Consider the following 18,350-nt stretch of genomic DNA (forward strand, 5'->3'; position numbering starts at 1 on the left):
TATCCGCCCCGCGCGACAATCAAAACGGAAACGCCTCGTCATCCGCCCGCCGGCGGGGCCGCGTTTCGGGAGGACATGATGGCACTGCCCACTCTCTTGAAGGATTCGCTCGAGCTGCCCGTGGTCGGCTCGCCGCTGTTCATCGTCTCCGGCCCGGAACTGGTGATCGCCCAGTGCAAGGCCGGCGTCGTCGGCTCCTTTCCCGCGCTCAATGCCCGCCCGGTCGAGATGCTCGGCGAATGGCTGAGCCGGATCGAGGACGAGCTCGGCGAATACAAATCGCGCAATCCCGGCAAGAAGGTCGCGCCCTACGCCGTCAACCAGATCTGCCATGCCTCCAATGACCGGCTGATGAAGGACATGGAGACCTGCGTCAAGCACAAGGTGCCCATCATCATCACCTCGCTGCGGCCGCCGGCGGAGATCGTCGAGGCTGCGCATTCCTATGGCGGGCTGGTGTTCCACGACGTCATCAACGTCAAGCACGCGCGCAAAGCCGCCGAGCAGGGCGTCGACGGCCTGATCCTGGTCTGCGCCGGTGCGGGCGGACACGCCGGCACGCTGTCGCCCTTCGCGCTGGTGCGCGAGGTCAAGCAATGGTTTGGCGGCGCCATCCTGCTGTCGGGCGCGATCAGCGACGGCTATGCCATCGCCTCGGCGCTGACGCTGGGTGCAGACCTCGCCTATATGGGCACGCGCTTCATCGCGACACAGGAAGCCAATGCGGATGAGACCTACAAGTCGGCGCTGACGCAGCACGCCGCGCACGACATCGTCTACACCAACCTGTTCACCGGTGTGCACGGCAATTATCTCGGCCCGTCGATCGCCGCCGCCGGCCTCGATCCGGACAATCTTCCCGCCGCAGACAAATCAAAGATGAATTTTGGCTCCGGCGGCAACATGAAGTCCAAGGCGTGGCGCGACATCTGGGGATCGGGCCAGGGCATCGGCCAGATCACCGATGTTCCTCCCGTGGCGGAGCTCGTCGAGCGCATGAAGCGTGAATTCGATCAGGCGAGAGAAGATTTCCTGATGCGCGTCAGCGCCTGACGGCGTGGTCCGACAACAGGATTGGACTGGCAACAAAAACGGGAGGACATCATGAAGCTGGCAGCCGCATTGATCGGCCTGTCCCTGCTGGCGCTCGCCGGCGGCGGCGCCCATGGCGAAGGCACGGACGAGATCCGCATCGGACAGACTCTGCCCTATAGCGGCCCGGCCTCCGGCTTCGGCGCGATCGGCCGGACGCAGGAGGCGTTCTTCGAGAAGATCAATGCCGAAGGCGGCATCAACGGCCGCAAGGTCAAGTTCATCACGCTGGACGACGCCTATTCGCCGCCGAAGACGGTGGAGCAGACCCGCAAGCTCGTCGAGCAGGACGAGGTGCTGATGTTGTTCGGCTCGCTCGGCACCGCCACCAACAGCGCCGTGCAGCGCTACCTCAACGGCAAGAAGGTGCCGCAGCTGTTCGTGCTTTCGGGCGCGACCAAATGGGCCGATCCGCAGAAATATCCGTGGACCATGCCCGGCATGGCCGCCTATGAATCCGAGGGCGTCGTCTACGCCAAGCACGTGCTGCGCACCAAGCCGGGCGCCAAGATCGCCATTCTCTCCCAGAACGACGATTTCGGCCGCGACTATGTCGCCGGCTTCAAGCGCGCGCTCGGCGACAAGGCCGCCGGCATGATCGTTGCGGAAGCAACCTACGAGACCAGCGCGCCGACGATCAGCTCGCAGCTCTCGACCCTGAAGGCATCGGGCGCCGACGTGCTGTTCGGTGTCGTGCTCGGCAAGTTCACCTCGCAGATGATCAAGGGCGTCGCCGAGATCGGCTGGAAGCCCGAGCTGTTCTTCGTACCGACCTCGGCCTCGTCGATCTCCTTTCTGGAGCCGGCCGGGCTCGAGAACGCCGTCGGCCTGATCTCGTCGAGCAATCAGAAGGACACGATGGACCCGCAATGGGCCAGCGATCCCGGCGTGAAGGAATATTTCGCCTTCATGAAGCAGTACATGCCGAATGCGGACCTCTCCAACTCCAACTATGCGGCCGGCTACCACTACGCGACGCTGCTGATGACGGTGCTGAAGGGATGCAAGGATGATTTCAGCCGCGACAACATCCTGCGTCAGTCCGCTTCGCTGAAGGACGTGAAGCTGCCGCTGCTGCTGCCCGGCATGTCCGTCACCACCGGCGCCGACGACTATCTGCCGTTCCAGCAGCTGCAGTTGCGGCGCTTCAACGGCAAGAGCTGGGTCGGCTTCGGCGACGTGCTGGACGATCGCTAGCCTCGAACGGAATAGGACACACCATGATCATCAGTGGCGAACGCCGGATCGGCTATGACGAGATCCAGGCGCGCATCAAACGCGCGGCGAGCGGGCTGCGTACCCTCGGCCTTGCCGAAGGCGCGCCGGTTGCCATGATGCTGCGCAACGATTTCGCCTTGTTCGAGGTGGTCGCGGCCTCCGCCGCACTGGGCAGCCCGGTGGTGCCGATCAACTGGCACCTGAAGGCCGAGGAGGTCCGCTACATCCTGACCGACAGCGGCGCGAAGATCCTGATCTGCCACGCCGACCTGCTGCCGCAAATTCGGGGCGGCATTCCGGGGGATGTCCGCCTGCTCGTGGTCGCGACACCGCCCGAGCTGGCGACGACCTTCGCCATTCCCCATGAGCTGACCGAGGTCCCGGCGGGCCTCACCGATTGGGACCGTTGGCGCGACGGCCACACCGAGACCCAGGAGCCGCCGCGGCGTGCCGCGGCGATGATCTACACCTCGGGGACCACGGGCATGCCAAAGGGCGTGCGGCGCATGCCGATGCCGCCGGAGCAGGCCGCCGCGTCCGAACGGGTCGGCGCGATCGCCTACGGCATCAAGCCGCGCGAGGGCCAGGTCGTGCTGATCAACGGGCCGATGTATCACTCGGCGCCGCATTCCTATGGCATGATGGCCTTCCGCAACGGCTGCACCATCGCCCTCCAGCCCCGCTTCGATGCCGAGGAGCTGCTGGCGCTGATCGAGCGCCACCGTGTGACGCATATCCACATGGTGCCGACTATGTTCGTCCGCCTGCTGCGCCTGCCGGACGCTGTCAGGCAGCGCTACGACCTGTCGTCGCTGCGCTTCGTGGTGCATGGCGCGGCGCCCTGCCCGCCCGAGGTGAAGCGGGCGATGATCGAATGGTGGGGACCGGTCATCAACGAATATTTCGGCTCGACCGAGACCGGCATCCCGGTCTGGCACTCGGCCGAAGAAGCGCTGAAGAAGCCCGGCACGGTCGGCCGCGCCATCGAAGGCGGCATCCTCAAGATTTTTCGTGACGACGGCAGCCTCTGCGATGTCAATGAGGTCGGCGAGATCTACATGCGCCAGACCGCGGTGCCCGATTTCGACTATCACGGCAAGGCGCAGGCGCGCGCCGAGGCCGGGCGCGACGGGCTCGTCAGCGTCGGCGACGTCGGCTATCTCGACGAGGACGGCTATCTGTTCCTGTGCGACCGCAAGCGCGACATGGTGATTTCGGGCGGCGTCAACATCTATCCCGCCGAGATCGAGAACGTGCTGATCGCCATGCGAGGGGTGCGCGATTGCGCCGTGTTCGGCATCCCGGACGCGGAATATGGCGAGCGGCTGTGCGCCTGCATCGAGCCCGAGACCGGCGCGCAGCTCTCCGCGGGCGCGGTGCAGGCTTTCTTGCGCGAGCGGCTGGCCAACTTCAAGGTACCGAAGGAGGTCAAGTTCCTGGATGCGCTGCCGCGCGAGGCAACCGGAAAGATCTTCAAGCGCAAGCTGCGCGATCCCTATTGGGCGGACCAGAGGCCGGGCGGCGCTTAAGTCGTTCTCCGGCCGCGTCCGCACGCGTGGAATTCCGGGCCATATTCCATCCGGGCAGGGCCGCATGCCGGCCTCGCTCGGGTTCGCGGCTTTTGGCGGACGGCGAAACCGTATAGCGTTCGATCTCTGAGGAAACGCCGCGAAGACGGCCATGAGGTCGCGCATGCTGGACCGGACGCAGGATATTTCCATCGCCGCGCAAGGCTGGCTCGACGACTTCGAGCGCATCCTGGGCAGACCTGATCCCGCGACGCTGGACCCGCTCTTCCTCGCTGACGGCTTCTGGCGCGACGTGCTGGCGCTGAGCTGGAACCTGCAGACTGTCGCGGGCCGCGACGCGATCACGCAGGAGCTGACAGCGCGCGCGCCCAGGGCGGCGCCGACCCATTTCAGGATCGCTCCGAACCGGGCGCCGCCGCGCTGGGTGACGCGCGCCGGCACCAACAGCATCGAAGCGATCTTCCACTTCGAGACCGCGATCGGCCGCGGCAGCGGCATCGTGCGGCTCATCCCTGACACGGCCGACGGCGACCGCCTGAAGGCATGGACGCTACTGACCGCGCTCGACGAGCTCAAAGGCTTCGAGGAACAGCTCGGCACCTCGCGGCCGCGCGGCCAGGCCTATTCGCGCGACTTCCGCGGGCCGAACTGGCTCGACCAGCGCAATGCCGCGCGCGCCTATGCCGAGCGCGATCCCGCTGTGCTGGTGGTCGGCGGCGGGCAGGCCGGGCTCGCGATTGCGGCGCGGCTGAAGCAGCTGCAGGTCGATACCCTGATCGTCGATCGCGGGATGCGGATCGGCGACAATTGGCGCAAGCGCTATCACGCGCTGACCCTGCACAACCAGGTGCAGGTCAATCACCTCCCCTATATGCCGTTTCCGCCGAGCTGGCCGGTCTATATCCCCAAGGACAAGCTCGCCAACTGGTTCGAGGCCTATGTCGATGCCATGGAGCTGAACTTCTGGACCGGCACCGAGTTCGAGGGCGGCGCCTATGACGAGGCGAGCGGCCGTTGGACTGTCACGCTGCGGCGCGCCGATGGCAGCAAGCGGACTATGCATCCGCGCCATGTGATCATGGCGACCGGCGTCAGCGGCATCGCTAACATTCCAGACATTCCGGCGCTCGACAATTTCAAGGGCACGCTGCTGCATTCCAGCCGCTACGAGGACGGCGAGAATTGGACCGGCAAGCGCGCGATCGTCATCGGCACCGGTAACAGCGGTCACGATATCGCGCAGGATCTTCATTCCAGCGGCGCCGAGGTGACGCTGGTGCAGCGCTCGCCCACGCTGGTCACCAACATCGAGCCGTCGGCGCAGCTGGCCTATGCGACCTACAATGAGGGCACGCTCGAGGACAACGATCTGATCGCGGCCTCGATGCCGACGCCGCTCGCGAGGAAGACGCATGTGATGCTGACCGAGCAGTCGAAGCAGCTCGACAGGGAGCTGCTCGACGGCCTCTCGCGCGTCGGCTTCAAGCTCGATTTCGGCGAGGCCGGCACCGGCTGGCAGTTCAAATACCTCACCCGCGGCGGCGGCTATTATTTCAACGTCGGCTGCTCCAACCTGATCGTCGAGGGCAAGATCGGGCTCAGGCAGTTTTCCGACATAGAAAGCTTCAACGCCGACGGCGCGCGGATGAGGGACGGCTCGATCATTGCCGCCGACCTGATCGTGCTCTCGACCGGTTACAAGCCGCAGGAATATCTGGTGCGCAAGCTGTTTGGCGATTGCATCGCCGACCGCGTCGGCCCGATCTGGGGTTTTGGCGACGGCTTCGAGCTGCGCAACATGTATGCGCGCACCAAGCAGCCCGGCCTCTGGTTCATCGCCGGGAGCCTCGCGCAATGCCGGATCAACTCGAAATATCTGGCGCTGCAGATCAAGGCGATCGAGGAAGGGATTTTGCCAAAGGCTGTGGCTACGCCGCTGAGCACAGCTTGAGCAACACCGTCATTGCGAGCGTAGCGAAGCAATCCAGAATTTTTCCGAGGAGACAGTCTGGATTCCTTCGCTGCGCTCGCAATGACGACGCGGATGCAGACCTGCACGGAAGAAGCAACTAAAGGAAAGGACCACCCATGCCAGCCATTCTCGGCAGCGGCGAGCACCGTTACCGCGTCGTCGACAACTTCGCGAAATTGCCGGACGGCTGGCAGCTCACCGACGTCGCCTCGGTCGCGGTCGACAGCAAGGACCGCGTCTACGTCTTCAACCGCGGCGCCCACCCGATGGTGGTGCTGGACCGCGAGGGCAATTTCCTGCGCAGTTTCGGCGAAGGCCTGTTCTCGCGCGCGCACGGCCTGCACACCGACGCCGACGACAATCTCTATTGCACCGATGACGGCGACCACACCGTGCGCAAATGCACCACCGACGGCAAGGTGCTGCTGACGATCGGCATCCCCGCAAAGCCGGCACCGTTCATGAGCGGCGAGCCGTTCCATCGCTGCACCCACACCGCACTGTCGCCGAAGGGCGAGATCTACGTTTCCGACGGCTATGGCAATGCGCGCGTGCACAAATTCACACCCGATGGCAAGCTGATCAAGAGCTGGGGCGAGCCGGGCACCGATCCCGGCCAGTTCAACATCGTGCACAATATCGCGACCGATGCCGACGGCTGGGTCTATGTCGCCGATCGCGAGAACCACCGCGTCCAGGTGTTCGACGGCGAGGGCAAGTACGAGACGCAGTGGAACAATCTGCACCGCCCCTGCGCGCTGTGCCGCTGCGGCGGGGCCAAGAGCCCGACTTTCGTGATCGGCGAGCTCGGCCCCGGCCTCGCCATCAACCGCAATGTGCCCAATCTCGGCCCGCGGCTGTCGATCGTGGACGCCAGGGGAAATCGCATCGCGCGGCTCGGCGGCGAGGAGGGACCAGGCGTCGCCAGCGGCAAATTCCTGGCGCCACACGGCATCGCGCTGGACTCGAAGGGCGATATCTATGTCGGCGAGGTCGGCGTCACCAACTGGGAGACCAGCTTTCCGGACGAGGAGATGCCGGCCGCGGTGCGCGCAACGCGATGCCTGCAGAAGCTGGAGCGGGTACCGGAATGAGGATCGGCGCCTGCCCGGCGGTTCCGCGCCAGGCCTCGCCCGGCCCTCTCCGAATCACGGCGTTTTTGGGCAGTTCGCCACCCCGCCGCCGCATTGGCCGCGGCTGAATAAGTCGCTCAACGGGCTTCACAATCCCGTCACGCTGCATGTAGTATGTCAATACATGCTGCTTCGCAGCGTACATTGGAGGCCGGGAGCGTTACTTGAACGCACATGTCTCGCAAGGCAGTTGGCCGGTGTTGGTGCTGAATGCGGACTTCCGGCCGCTGAGTTACTACCCACTGTCGTTGTGGTCGTGGCAAGACGCGATCAAGGCGGTGTTCCTCGACCGCGTCAACATCGTCGCACATTACGATCAGGCGGTTCGAAGTCCCACGCTGGAAATGCAGCTGCCCAGCGTCGTCTCGCTCAAGTCCTTCGTCAAGCCGACCACCCACCCCGCCTTCACCCGGTTCAACGTCTTCCTGCGCGATCGTTTCGCCTGCCAATATTGCGGCTCGCCCGAAGACCTCACCTTCGATCACATCGTCCCGCGCAGCAAAGGCGGCCAGACTACCTGGGAGAACGTGGTCGCGGCGTGCTCGCCGTGTAATTTGCGCAAGGGCAATCTCACGCCGGCGCAGGCGAAGATGTTTCCGCGCCAGACCGCGTTCGCACCGACCGTGCACCAGCTCCACCGCAACGGTCGCCTCTTCCCGCCGAACTATCTGCACGACAGCTGGCTGGACTATCTGTACTGGGATACGGAGCTGGATCCGTAGGGTTCGAGCAGCGCGCTCTGCTCTCCTCGCTGCAACGCCAGCGTCACGCAGAGGCAGAGAGAGCCGATCGTCGCGTCGCGCCGTGTCCATCCCCAACGCTTAGCAGGCCGGCGCGGGCCGCTCCACCTCGGCTGGATGCGGGCCATCGCGGAGCAAGGAACCCGAAGCTTCGACGACCGTTCAGACCGTGGGCCAGGCACGCTCGCCTGCGCTTCCGCCATACATGTTTCGGATGGCAACATATCAAACAAGGGAAAGGCCATGCCCACACCCGAGCACGATCACGTCTACAAGATCCTGGACCTCGTCGGATCGTCTGAGACCTCGATCGAGGATGCGATCAAGAACGCCATCAGCCGCGCCTCGAAGACTGTTCGCGAGATAAGATGGTTCGAGGTCGTGCAGACGCGCGGCCATGTCGAGAACGGCGCCGTGCGTCATTTTCAGGTGACGCTGCGCGTCGGTTTCACGTTGGAAGGATGAAGCCTTAGGCTGGAGCGAGGTTAACATCCGCTGACGCGAATGAACCAAGATATATCGATGGTTCCCCCGGTCCAGTACAGACCCCGCACAATCATCGCGGATATTGCAATAGGCCGTTAAGGCGAAAGTGAGAGGTTTGCTCCGATTTGGAGCAAGCCTGATGGTCACGAGCCGCGAACTCGGCAAGACGCGCCTTCCGCTCTGGGCGGCCGGATTCGTCGTGCTGATTTGCGTGACCATCCTCGGCCTGAGTGCCTGGCGCGAATGGGAGGCGCGCAACGCCGATCTGAGGAACGCCGAGATCGACGTGGCGAACGTTGCTCATTCGCTGATCCAGCATGCGGACGACACGTTCGAGCTTGCCGATACGATTCTGGTCGGGCTGGTCCACCGGCTCGAACTCGACGGGACGGGTCCGGACACGATTACGAAGCTCCAGGCCTATCTGCCGACCCGCAAATCATCGGACCGCATCCGCGGCATCTTCGTCTATGATGCGACCGGCCGCTGGCTCGCCACGACGGAGCGCCTCGACTTTTCCAAGCTCAACAACAACGACCGCGAATATTTCCAGCGCCATCGCGATTCTCCCGAGACGGGCACGCTGATCGGGCGGCCTATCAAGAGCCGCTCCGGCGGCCAGTGGATCATCACTGCATCCCGCCGGATCAACGATTCCGACGGCGGCTTCGCCGGCGTTGCCCTGCTCACGATCGACGTCAGCTATTTCGTCAAGTTCTACGAGCGGTTCGACATCGGGTCGAACGGCTCGGCATCTCTGCTCAACGGCAGCGGCATCATGCTGGCGCGCAGTCGCGACGAGAGCGGCGCCTTCGTCGGACGCGACCTGTCCGATGCGCCCTTGTTCAAAAGCTGGAAGAGCCGCCCCGCCGCGGCGGTTTATTATTTCAAATCGCCGCTCGATGGCGTGGCGCGGCTGAGCTATTACCAGCGCAGCAGCCGCTATCCGCTGATGGTGCTGGCGAGCAAGTCGCAGGACGACGTACTCGCCCCCTGGCGGCGCGCAGCAGCAACACGCATGAGCTTCGTTCTCGGACTCGTGCTCTTGATCGCGGTGATCGGCTACTATCTCGTCCGTCAGCTACTACAGCGGCAGCGCACGGCACAGGCCCTGGTCGCCAAGGAAGCCAATTTCCGCCTACTGGCCGAACAATCCAGCGACATGGTAACCCGCATCGGGCTCGATAACCGGCTGCTCTACGTCTCTCCCTCCTGCGCGCGCATCACCGGCCGGTCGGCCGAAGAACTGCTGGGCACCTCGGCCCTCGCCGGCATTCACGCGGACGACATGGAACGGGTTGAGCAGGCCATCGCCGCGCTGAAGAAAGGCGAGGCGGAGGAAGCGCGGTTCGTCTATCGGCAGCGTCATCGCGACAGGGGCGAGATCTGGGCCGAGGCGGCGCTACATGTGACCGTGGCGTCCGACAGCGGCGTGGTCGACGGCGTCGTCGCAGTCGTGCGCGACATGACCGAGCAGAAGGATCTTCAGGACAGGCTCGCCTCGCTGGCAACCACCGACGGTCTCACCGGCCTCGCCAACCGCCGCGCCTTCGACGACCGCCTTGCCGACGAATGGGCGCGGGCTCGCCGCGACGGAACGCAGCTCTCGCTGCTGCTGATCGATGTCGATCATTTCAAGAAATTCAACGACCTCTACGGGCATCTGGCGGGCGACGCCTGCTTGCGCGCGCTGGCCCGGATTCTATCCGCCCAGGCCAGGCGTCCAGCCGACTTCGCGGCGCGCTATGGCGGCGAGGAATTCGCCGTGCTGCTGCCGAACACCGGCCCCGAAGGCTGCGCCGAGGTTGGAGAAGCGATTCGCCAGGCGTTGCACGATCTCGCCATGCTGCATGCGCAAAATCCGCCTTCCCGGCTCGTGACTGCGAGCGTCGGCGGCGCCGCGGCTCTTCCGTCCCAGACTGCGATGGATTCTAGCACGCTGGTCGCCGCCGCCGACCGTGCGCTCTACGCCGCCAAGGAGAGCGGCCGAGACCGGCTGGTGATGTCGGGCCAGGTGATCCCATGGCCCGCGAAAACCGCGTGAGCTGCACGGCCGGATTTGCCGCTCGCGATCCGGCAGGATATGACCGTAGGCAACGGCTCGATACTTGGCCGGTCCGAGAGATTCTGCTGTGACCGATGCGATCAAGCTCGTCCTTGTTCGACATGGACAACGTCCTGTGCGACTACGGACAGGGTCACGTTTGCCGTGACCGTGTTCGTCAGAGCATTGATGACCACGAGTTGGCTGGACTGCGTCGTGACGTAGATCCGCGACCCGTCCGGGCTGGCCGCAGCACTCAAGGGGGCTCCTGAGACCGAAACCGTCGTCACCACCGATTGCGACGCTGCATCGATCACCGTGACGCTGCCACTGCCTTGATTGGCCACATAGATCCGGCTTCCGTCCGAAGATATCGTGATGCCGGAGGGGGCGCTTCCGACCCCGACCGTGCCGATGACGGTCTTCGACGCGGCGTCGATGATCGAGATGTTTGAAGAGTTCTCGTTGGCGACATAGACCCGGGTCCTTGCCCAACGTCTCAGCGCGAGGCAAAATCCACGTAAATCTCGTAATAGTTGCACAATGTCATTCACTCCCTCTACCTCGCCTCGCTTGCACACCGATTTCCGAATGGCTACATCCAGACGCGACATTGGCTTGCCGCCGATCTCGGGAATTCAGTTGCGTGCGGTTCTTCCGCGTCGTGAGGGGATGTGGACGACACAGCGTTGAACGTGAGCATGGCGGCAGACATTCCCGGGCGCGGCCCGGAGGCGCTCGCGCGGTTGCGCGCGATGACGATCGACATCTGCGAGGTCATTCCGCATACCGCGGAGGACGATTTTCATGTCACCACCGTGACGATGATGACTCGCAACGCGTTGCTGATCGACACGCGTGCCACCGACCAGGATTATGACCGCTCGGCCGCACACGTCGCCCGCGGCGTCATGGATCATTTTCAGATCACCCTCTGCCTTGAGGGCGAGATGAAGTTCGGCTCGGGCCGGCGCGAGGTCACGCTGCGGCCCGGCGACATCGTCCTCATCGACATGGCGCAACCGAACCGGACCGCGCTGCGCGCCGCGGGCGGCCGCACCCGCCTGATGTCGATCGTCCTGCAACGCGCGATGCTGGCACCGCGGCTCGCCCATCCGGATGCGGCGACGGCAACTCTGCTGCCCTCGGACCATCCTCATGCCCGCCTGCTCGCCAGCCACTACGCCGCGCTCGCCTTGCGCTCCGGGCCCGGGACAGACACCGCGACCGGCCATGCCGAGGCCACGGTCGAGGCGATCGCCGACCTCGTCGCGGCCGCAGCCGGCGGGACGGCTGAAATCGTCGCGGGCCTCGAGCGCGCCGAGCGCCATCTTTACATCACGCTGATCAAGCGCCACATCGCGAACAATCTCGAAACCGATGCGCTCACCGCGGAAGAGCTCTGCCGCCATTTCCAGATCTCGCGCGCGACCCTCTACCGGCTGTTCGAGGCCGAGGGCGGACTTGCCCATTATGTGCGGGAGCAGCGGCTCAATCTCGCGTTTCGGCGGTTGATATCGCCGTCCGCGCAGGACGGCCGCCTGATCGAGCTCGCCGTCGACATGCGCTTCAGCAGCGATTCCACCTTCATTCGCGCATTCCGCCGCAAGTTCGGCCTGACGCCGGGCGAACTCAGGGAGTTGGCCGACGCCTGGCTGCGTGAGACCGGAGCGGTGCCGGCCGTCGACACGGTGCTGCATCAACTCGCACGGCGGCGCGGATCGCGGCCGTAGCGGGATTTGTCGCCCGCGTTCCGGCGGGATATGAGTGCACTCACGGCCGATGTTCGGCCAATCCGCGAGTGCCGCCGTGACTGACGTCATCAAGCTCGTCCTGTTCGACATGGACAACGTCCTATGCGATTACGACAGGGGTAAGCGCGTCGCATGTCTCGCCGAGCTTGCGGGGACGACCAGCGAAGCCGTCCACGCGGCAATCTGGGACAGTGGCTTTGAAGCGCTCGGCGATTCCGGCGCGCTCGAGGCCGCGGACTATCTGCGGGGCTTCGGTGAGCGCATTGGCTATCCGTTGTCGCTCGACGAGTGGGTCGAGGCGCGGCGCCGCTCAATGGAGGCGGATCGCGCGATGCTGGAGATTGCTGGGAGCTTGCGGCAAACCGTCGATATTGCGGTCCTGACCAACAATACCACGCTGGTCGCCGACCACATCGACACGCTGCTGCCGGACCTGCGTCCACTGTTCGGCTCGCGGATCTATGCCTCGGCCCAATTCAAGACGGCCAAGCCGGACCCGCGCTGCTATCGCCTCTGCCTTTCGGATCTCGACGTGAGGCCGGAAGCCGTCCTGTTCGTCGACGACCTCGCGGCCAACGTCGCCGGCGCGCGAAAGGCGGGCCTTTTCGCGCATCATCACACGTCCGTGGAGGCTTTCAGGCAGGCTCTTTCGGAACATGGACTGCTTCATGGATGAACAAGCGTAGGGTGCGGAAGCGCGCGCAAGCGCTAATGGCCGCCCTGCGGATTCATGGCACTACGCCAGATGGCACGCCACGAAGTGCCCGCCCGCGCCCTCCCTCAACACCGGCGCGCTTTCCGCGCAGCGCGGCTGGGCGATCGGGCAGCGGGTGTGGAAGTGACAGCCGGAGGGCGGCTTCATCGGGCTCGGCACGTCGCCCTTGAGGCGGATGCGCTCGCGCTTCAGCTTGGGATCGGGCACCGGCACCGCCGACAGCAGCGCTCTGGTGTAGGGATGCTGCGGGTTGCGGTAGAGATCGCTGGCCTTGGCGAGCTCGACGATGCGGCCGAGATACATCACCGCGACGCGGTCGGAGATGTGCTCGACCACCGAGAGGTCGTGCGCGACGAAGAGATAGGTCAGGTTCAGTTCGGCCTGGAGGTCCTCCAGGAGGTTGATCACCTGCGCCTGGATCGACACGTCGAGCGCGGAGACCGGCTCGTCGCAGACGATCAGCTTCGGTTCCACCGCAAGCGCACGGGCGATCACGATGCGCTGGCGCTGGCCGCCGGAGAATTCGTGCGGATAGCGGCGCATGTGCTCGGCCTTGAGCCCGACCTTGACCAGAAGGCCCGCAACGCGCTCCTCGCGCTCTTTCGGGGAGGAGGCAAGATTGTGGATGGTGAAGGCCTCGCCGAGAATGGCGCCGACCGTCATGCGCGGATTGAGCGAGGCGAACGGATCCTGAAACACCAGCTGCATGTTCCGCCGCATGGCGCGCAGATCGTTGCCGCCGAGCTTGCGCACGTCCTGGCCGTCGAAGACGACCTCGCCGTCGGTCGGCTCGATCAGGCGCAGCACGCAGCGCCCGGTCGTCGACTTGCCGCAACCGGATTCGCCGACGAGACCGAGCGTCTCGCCGCGGTTGACCGAGAACGACACGCCGTCGACCGCATAGACAGTGCCGACCTGGCGCGACAGCAGGCCGCCGAGCACAGGAAAATGTTTCTTCAGGCCGCTGACGCGGAGCAAGGGCTCGCTCATGACGCGGCTCCCAGGTTCGGATCGCCGAGATGACAGGCCATGCGGTGACCGGGCGCGATCTCGCGCAGCAGCGGCTCCTTCTCGGTGCAGACATTCATGGCGAACTTGCAGCGCGGCGCGAAGCGGCAGCCGACCGGCGGGTTGATCAGGATCGGCACCGAGCCGCCGATCGCCTCGAGCCGCGTCTTGTGCTCGCTGTCGAGATCGATGCGCGGGATCGAGCGGATCAGGCCTTGCGTATAGGGGTGACGGGGATCGCCGAAGAGATCGTCGACGGGCGCCTCCTCCACCACCTTGCCGGCATACATCACGACGACCCGCTGCGCGGTCTCGGCGACGACGCCCATGGCATGGGTGATCAGCATCACCGCCATGCCGAAGCGGTCCTTCATGTCCTGCAACAGGTCGAGGATCTGTGCCTGGATGGTGACGTCGAGCGCGGTGGTGGGCTCGTCGGCGATGATCAGCTTCGGCTTGCAGGCGAGCGCCATCGCGATCATCACGCGCTGGCGCATGCCGCCGGAGAACTGATGCGGATAATTGTGCACGCGGCCTTCGGCATTGGGGATCTGCACCAGCTTCAGCATCTCGATGGTGCGCTCGAGCGCCTGCTTCTTGGTCACCGCTTCGTGCCGCCGCAGGCTCTCGGCGATCTGCTCGCCGATCGTGAGCACCGGGTTGAGCGAGGTCATCGGCTCCTGGAAGATGAAGCCGATCTCCTTGGCGCGGATCTCGTCGAGCTGATTGCTGGTCAGCGGCACGAGATCGCGCCCCTCGAAGATGATCTGGCCTGCCGCGATCCGCCCCGGCGGCATCGCGATCAGCTTCAGGATCGACATCGCGGTCACGGTCTTGCCGCAGCCGGATTCGCCGACGACGCAAAGCGTCTCGCCCTTGTTGATGGAGATGTCGACCCCGTCGACGGCCTGGAGGATGCCGTCGTCGGTGGAGAAGTGGGTTTTCAGGCCCTTGATCTCGAGCAGCGGCGCCATCAGATCACCCGTCGCGCATCGAGCGCGTCGCGCAGACCATCACCCATGAAGTTGATGGCCACCACCGCGATGAAGATCGCGCCGCCCGGGAACAGCGCCCAGTGCGGGCCGATGTCGAGAAAATCCTTGGCATCAAACAGCAGCCGGCCCCAGGTCGGGGTATCCGGCGGGAAGCCGAGGCCGAGGAAGGACAGCGTCGATTCCGCGATGATCGCGGCGGCGACGTCGATGGTGCCGGCGATGATCACCGGCCCGACTGCATTGGGCAGGATGTGCCGCACCACCTGCCGCACCGGGCTGGCGCCGAGCGCGCGCGCGGCTTCGACGAATTCCTTCTCGCGGAGCGACAGGAACTGGGCACGCACCAGCCGCGCCACCGGCATCCAGCGCAGGCCTCCGATCACGAGCACGATCAGGATGAAGATGCCGCCTTCGGGCCCGAACACCTGCTTCAGCCCGTCGCGGAACAGATAGATCAGCAGCAGGAGCAGCGGCAATTGCGGCAGCGACAGGAACAGATCGGTGAGCCACATCAGCCCGTGCCCGAGCGCGCCGCGCGACATGCCGGCGAGCGCGCCGATCAGCGTGCCAATGATGACGGCGACCAGCATCGCGGCGAGCCCGACCGCGAGCGAGATGCGGCCGCCATAGATCATGCGCGCCAGGATGTCCTGGCCAAGATCGTCGGTGCCGAAGGGATGAGCGAGCGACGGACCCTGCAGGCCCGCGACGATGTCGATCTCGTTGATCTTCACGCGCCACACGAACGGCCCAAGCAAGACGGCGAGCACCAGGATGAGGAGCAGGACAGCGCTGACCACCGCGAGCCGGTGGCGGCTGTAGCGTCGCCATGCTTCGCGCCAGGGCGAATAGGCGCGCCGCTCAGCGGAGGGAGATGCGAGGGTCAAGCCAGCCATAAAGGACGTCCGCGATGAGATTGAACAGCACGACCAGGCACGCGAAGACGAAGGTCACGGCCATCACCACCGGCGTGTCGTTGGAAAGGATGGAGGAGATCAGCAGCGAGCCGATGCCGGGAATGCGGAAGATCTGCTCGGTGACGATGGCGCCGCCGAACACCGCGGGCATCTGCAACGCGATCAACGTCACCACGGGGATCATGGCGTTGCGCATCACGTGCTTGACGATCACCGTGGCCTGGCCGAGGCCCTTGGCCCGCGCCGTGGTGACGTAGTCGAGCCGAATGACGTCGAGCATCGCCGAGCGCACGAAGCGCGTCATCGACGCCGCCTGGAACAGGCCGAGCACCGCCACCGGCATGATCGCCTGACGGATCATCTCAAGCACCCAGCGGATGCCGGTCGCCTTGATGTCGGTGGTGTAGACGAAAGGCAGCCAGTCCAGCGTGACCGAGAAGATCAGGATGAACAGGATGCCGGTGAAGAAGGTCGGCAGCGAGAAACCGACGAAGGCGAGCGTATTCGCGATCTGGTCGAACAGCGAATACGGCCTGGTCGCGGCGTAGACGCCGACCGGAATCGCGATCAGCAGCGCCAGGATCTGCGCCGAGCCGATCACATAGAGTGTGGCCGGCAGGCGCTGCAGAATCAGCGTGTCGACGTTCATCCGGCTGACGAAGGAGAAGCCCCAGTCGCCGTGCAGCATGGCGTTGAGCCAGTGCAGGTACCGGAGGTAGATCGGATCGTCGAGACCAAACTTGGCCCGAAGCGCCGCCTGCACTTCGGGCGGCACGTTCGGATTGGTGGCCAGTTCGGAGAACGGATCGCCGGGGGCGAGCGCGAGCACGACGAACAGCACCAGCGAAATCGCCAGCAGGCTCGGAACGGCAATCAGGAGGCGACGCAGGACATACTGACTCATAGGGAAGAATCCCGTTTAGCCTGCGCTCATGCCTCCCGGTACCAGTCCTGGATGTTGTCGGTCCGATTGGCCCAGCCCGAGAGCGCCGGCCGCAACGTGTTGGAGCAGGCATCCACCAGCAGACGATGCATTACCGGAATGAACACGGTGTCCTGCCACAACAGGTCGTTGCACTTGATGTAGAGCGCGGCGCGCTTGACCGGATCGGTCTCGGTCTCGGCCGCAGCGATGGCGTCATCATACTCCTTGTTGACATAGCGCGGGAAGTTCTGCCCCTGCCATTTGTTCTCCTTGGTGGCCACATTGGCGGAGATGTAGCGGCGCATGTGCAGGGCCGGATCCGGCTGCGTCATTGGGATCTGGAACTCCTCGATGTCGGCATAGAACTTGGGGTAGGTGTCCGGGTTGGCGACGTCGGACGAGAAAAAGACCGAGGCAACCACCGATTTCAGTTCCACGTCGATGCCGGCCTTCTGGCAGGCCTGCTTGACGATGGCCTGGGTCTTCTGGCGCGGACCGTTGGTCGAGGTCTGGTACAGAAGCTTGAATTTCTTGCCGTCTTTCTCGCGGATGCCGTCGGCGCCGACCTTCCAGCCGGCGTCATCGAGCATCTTCGACGCCTTCTCGACGTTGAACTCCCACGAGGTGTTCTTGGAGACGAACTTCTCGGGACCGTTGAGGTAGTTGGCCGTGGTGCGTCCGGCCCGGCCGTAGATCGCTTTCTTGACGGACTCGCGGTCCACGAGCAGGGCGAGTGCCTTGCGCACGTTCGGATCCGACAGGATCGGGTGCTTGGTCTTGATCGAGGATCGCTCGCCGTCGATCTCGACGTTGGGGTCGGTGAAATTGATGGCGATGAACTCGATGTCGCCGCCGGTGGCATAGACGGTCTTGCCCTTGCCGCCCTTCTCCAGACGCAGCAGCACGTCGTCTTCGACCTGCATGTTCCAGGCGAAATCGAATTCGCCGGTCTGGATCACCGCGCGCGCCGCCGAGACGGCATCGCCGCCGCCCTTCATCTCGATGGTGTCGAAATGCGGACGATTGGGCATGTGATAGTCGGGATTGAGCTCGCCACGGACCACATCGCCCGGCTTGAACTCGACGAATTTATAGGGACCGGTGCCCACCGGGGACAGATTGTTCGGCGCCTCGCGGGACTTCGAGCCCTTGTAGTCGGCAAACAGATGCTTCGGGATAACGCATCCATAAGCGCCGACGAACGCGTTGGCCCAGAACGGCGTCGGGGTCTTGAACAGGATGCGAATCGAAAGATCGCTGACCTTCTCGACCGTGATGTCACCATAGGTGCTGATGCTGACGGCAGCCGTGGCAGGATCGCTGGCGTATTGCCAGGTGAACACGAAGTCGTCGGCAGTCAGCGGTTTGCCATCGTGCCATTTGACTCCCGGCTTGATTTTCCAGACCACCGACTTGGCATCGGCGGCGAGACCGCCGTTTGCAACCGAGGGAATCTCTGCAGCGAGGATGGGGTTGAGATTGCCGTCGGCGTCCCAGCTCGCGAGCGGTTCGTAGAAAACCCGCGATCCGTCCTGGTCCTTGGTGCCGGTGGCGAAATGCGGATTGAGTAGCGTCGGCCCCTGCCACCACAGCACCTTGAGAGGGCCGCCGCCCCCGCGCTTGGTCGGCTTGTAGACCGCGGGGCTCTGCGCCATGGCAACGCCGCCGAGCGCGAGGAGCTGGTTGGCCAGGGGAGCGGTGAGACCGACCGCGGCGAGGCGCTTGACGAAGGCGCGGCGGTCCATCCGTCCGTCCTTCACCTGACCGATCATCGAACGCAGCTCTTTGTCCAGCATGGTTGTCCCCCGTCTGGTTCCGGCAT

General features: G+C 64.7%; 16 protein-coding genes. 10 read left to right on the plus strand and 6 right to left on the minus strand.

What is annotated here, in order from left to right; genetic code table 11:
- Positions 1–78: 78 nt before the first annotated feature.
- From ACNJYA_RS36020 to ACNJYA_RS36055, 8 genes are all read left to right on the plus strand, one after another.
- Positions 79–1,053, plus strand: coding sequence for an NAD(P)H-dependent flavin oxidoreductase (locus ACNJYA_RS36020; protein WP_439401660.1), 975 nt, complete (start codon positions 79–81; stop codon positions 1,051–1,053).
- Between the two features lie 51 nt (positions 1,054–1,104).
- On the plus strand, positions 1,105–2,289 hold the full coding sequence (locus ACNJYA_RS36025; RefSeq protein ID WP_439401661.1) for an ABC transporter substrate-binding protein: 1,185 nt from the start codon (positions 1,105–1,107) through the stop codon (positions 2,287–2,289).
- A 23-nt stretch (positions 2,290–2,312) separates the two neighbouring features.
- Positions 2,313–3,839: an acyl-CoA synthetase gene (locus tag ACNJYA_RS36030; protein ID WP_439364785.1), complete on the plus strand. Its 1,527-nt coding sequence runs from the start codon at positions 2,313–2,315 to the stop codon at positions 3,837–3,839.
- A gap of 163 nt (positions 3,840–4,002) precedes the next feature.
- Positions 4,003–5,790: a flavin-containing monooxygenase gene (locus tag ACNJYA_RS36035; RefSeq protein ID WP_439364786.1), complete on the plus strand. Its 1,788-nt coding sequence runs from the start codon at positions 4,003–4,005 to the stop codon at positions 5,788–5,790.
- A gap of 137 nt (positions 5,791–5,927) precedes the next feature.
- Positions 5,928–6,905 carry a peptidyl-alpha-hydroxyglycine alpha-amidating lyase family protein gene (locus ACNJYA_RS36040; RefSeq protein ID WP_439364787.1) on the plus strand — a complete coding sequence of 326 codons (978 nt, stop codon included), beginning with the start codon at positions 5,928–5,930 and terminating at the stop codon, positions 6,903–6,905.
- Between the two features lie 203 nt (positions 6,906–7,108).
- Positions 7,109–7,666 (plus strand): HNH endonuclease, encoded by a 558-nt coding sequence (locus tag ACNJYA_RS36045; RefSeq protein WP_172785979.1) that lies wholly within the window; start codon positions 7,109–7,111, stop codon positions 7,664–7,666.
- A gap of 261 nt (positions 7,667–7,927) precedes the next feature.
- Complete coding sequence (locus ACNJYA_RS36050; protein WP_172785980.1) at positions 7,928–8,149, plus strand: dodecin; 222 nt, start codon at positions 7,928–7,930, stop codon at positions 8,147–8,149.
- Between the two features lie 160 nt (positions 8,150–8,309).
- Complete coding sequence (locus tag ACNJYA_RS36055; RefSeq protein WP_439364788.1) at positions 8,310–10,214, plus strand: sensor domain-containing diguanylate cyclase; 1,905 nt, start codon at positions 8,310–8,312, stop codon at positions 10,212–10,214.
- 101 nt (positions 10,215–10,315) lie between these two features.
- On the opposite strand, the gene ACNJYA_RS36060 is transcribed toward ACNJYA_RS36055, so the two are convergent.
- A complete protein-coding gene (locus ACNJYA_RS36060; protein WP_439364789.1) occupies positions 10,316–10,768 on the minus strand; it encodes a YncE family protein in 453 nt (150 codons plus the stop codon).
- Positions 10,769–10,915: 147 nt separating this feature from the next.
- On the opposite strand from ACNJYA_RS36060, the gene ACNJYA_RS36065 reads away from it, so the two are divergent.
- Together ACNJYA_RS36065 and ACNJYA_RS36070 are read left to right on the plus strand one after the other, a co-directional pair.
- Positions 10,916–11,947, plus strand: a complete 1,032-nt coding sequence (locus ACNJYA_RS36065) for a helix-turn-helix domain-containing protein (protein ID WP_439364790.1) — start codon at positions 10,916–10,918, stop codon at positions 11,945–11,947.
- Positions 11,948–11,996: 49 nt separating this feature from the next.
- A complete protein-coding gene (locus ACNJYA_RS36070; RefSeq protein ID WP_439364791.1) occupies positions 11,997–12,644 on the plus strand; it encodes an HAD family hydrolase in 648 nt (215 codons plus the stop codon).
- A gap of 60 nt (positions 12,645–12,704) precedes the next feature.
- Here the strand turns inward: ACNJYA_RS36070 and ACNJYA_RS36075 are convergent, their stop codons facing one another.
- From ACNJYA_RS36075 to ACNJYA_RS36095, 5 genes are read right to left on the minus strand one after another with little or no spacing between them, the layout of a single operon-like run.
- Entirely contained in the window at positions 12,705–13,673 is a 969-nt protein-coding gene (locus ACNJYA_RS36075) for an ABC transporter ATP-binding protein (protein ID WP_439364792.1), read from the minus strand.
- Positions 13,670–14,665: an ABC transporter ATP-binding protein gene (locus ACNJYA_RS36080; RefSeq protein ID WP_172785985.1), complete on the minus strand. Its 996-nt coding sequence runs from the start codon at positions 14,663–14,665 to the stop codon at positions 13,670–13,672. The genes ACNJYA_RS36075 and ACNJYA_RS36080 overlap by 4 nt, the downstream gene beginning before the upstream one ends.
- Positions 14,665–15,582, minus strand: coding sequence for an ABC transporter permease (locus ACNJYA_RS36085; protein WP_172785986.1), 918 nt, complete (start codon positions 15,580–15,582; stop codon positions 14,665–14,667). The genes ACNJYA_RS36080 and ACNJYA_RS36085 overlap by 1 nt, the downstream gene beginning before the upstream one ends.
- Positions 15,548–16,507: an ABC transporter permease gene (locus ACNJYA_RS36090; protein WP_172785987.1), complete on the minus strand. Its 960-nt coding sequence runs from the start codon at positions 16,505–16,507 to the stop codon at positions 15,548–15,550. Before ACNJYA_RS36090 ends, ACNJYA_RS36085 begins: the two co-directional genes overlap by 35 nt.
- Before the next feature lie 26 nt (positions 16,508–16,533).
- Positions 16,534–18,324: a peptide ABC transporter substrate-binding protein gene (locus ACNJYA_RS36095; RefSeq protein ID WP_172785988.1), complete on the minus strand. Its 1,791-nt coding sequence runs from the start codon at positions 18,322–18,324 to the stop codon at positions 16,534–16,536.
- Between the last annotated feature and the right edge of the window lie 26 nt (positions 18,325–18,350).

The organism is Bradyrhizobium sp. BLXBL-01 (assembly GCF_051853025.1).
Taxonomy (GTDB): domain Bacteria; phylum Pseudomonadota; class Alphaproteobacteria; order Rhizobiales; family Xanthobacteraceae; genus Bradyrhizobium.

Bases quoted from the DNA above. Each gene is read 5' to 3' on its own strand.
- ACNJYA_RS36080 (WP_172785985.1), bottom strand. From the start codon at position 14,665: ATGGCGCCGCTGCTCGAGATCAAGGGCCTGAAAACCCACTTCTCCACC.
- ACNJYA_RS36040 (WP_439364787.1), top strand. From the start codon at position 5,928: ATGCCAGCCATTCTCGGCAGCGGCGAGCACCGTTACCGCGTCGTCGAC.
- ACNJYA_RS36085 (WP_172785986.1), bottom strand. From the start codon at position 15,582: ATGGCTGGCTTGACCCTCGCATCTCCCTCCGCTGAGCGGCGCGCCTAT.
- ACNJYA_RS36035 (WP_439364786.1), top strand. From the start codon at position 4,003: ATGCTGGACCGGACGCAGGATATTTCCATCGCCGCGCAAGGCTGGCTC.
- ACNJYA_RS36075 (WP_439364792.1), bottom strand. From the start codon at position 13,673: ATGAGCGAGCCCTTGCTCCGCGTCAGCGGCCTGAAGAAACATTTTCCT.
- ACNJYA_RS36025 (WP_439401661.1), top strand. From the start codon at position 1,105: ATGAAGCTGGCAGCCGCATTGATCGGCCTGTCCCTGCTGGCGCTCGCC.
- ACNJYA_RS36055 (WP_439364788.1), top strand. From the start codon at position 8,310: ATGGTCACGAGCCGCGAACTCGGCAAGACGCGCCTTCCGCTCTGGGCG.
- ACNJYA_RS36090 (WP_172785987.1), bottom strand. From the start codon at position 16,507: ATGAGTCAGTATGTCCTGCGTCGCCTCCTGATTGCCGTTCCGAGCCTG.
- ACNJYA_RS36095 (WP_172785988.1), bottom strand. From the start codon at position 18,324: ATGCTGGACAAAGAGCTGCGTTCGATGATCGGTCAGGTGAAGGACGGA.
- ACNJYA_RS36050 (WP_172785980.1), top strand. From the start codon at position 7,928: ATGCCCACACCCGAGCACGATCACGTCTACAAGATCCTGGACCTCGTC.
- ACNJYA_RS36030 (WP_439364785.1), top strand. From the start codon at position 2,313: ATGATCATCAGTGGCGAACGCCGGATCGGCTATGACGAGATCCAGGCG.
- ACNJYA_RS36020 (WP_439401660.1), top strand. From the start codon at position 79: ATGGCACTGCCCACTCTCTTGAAGGATTCGCTCGAGCTGCCCGTGGTC.
- ACNJYA_RS36070 (WP_439364791.1), top strand. From the start codon at position 11,997: ATGTTCGGCCAATCCGCGAGTGCCGCCGTGACTGACGTCATCAAGCTC.
- ACNJYA_RS36065 (WP_439364790.1), top strand. From the start codon at position 10,916: ATGGCGGCAGACATTCCCGGGCGCGGCCCGGAGGCGCTCGCGCGGTTG.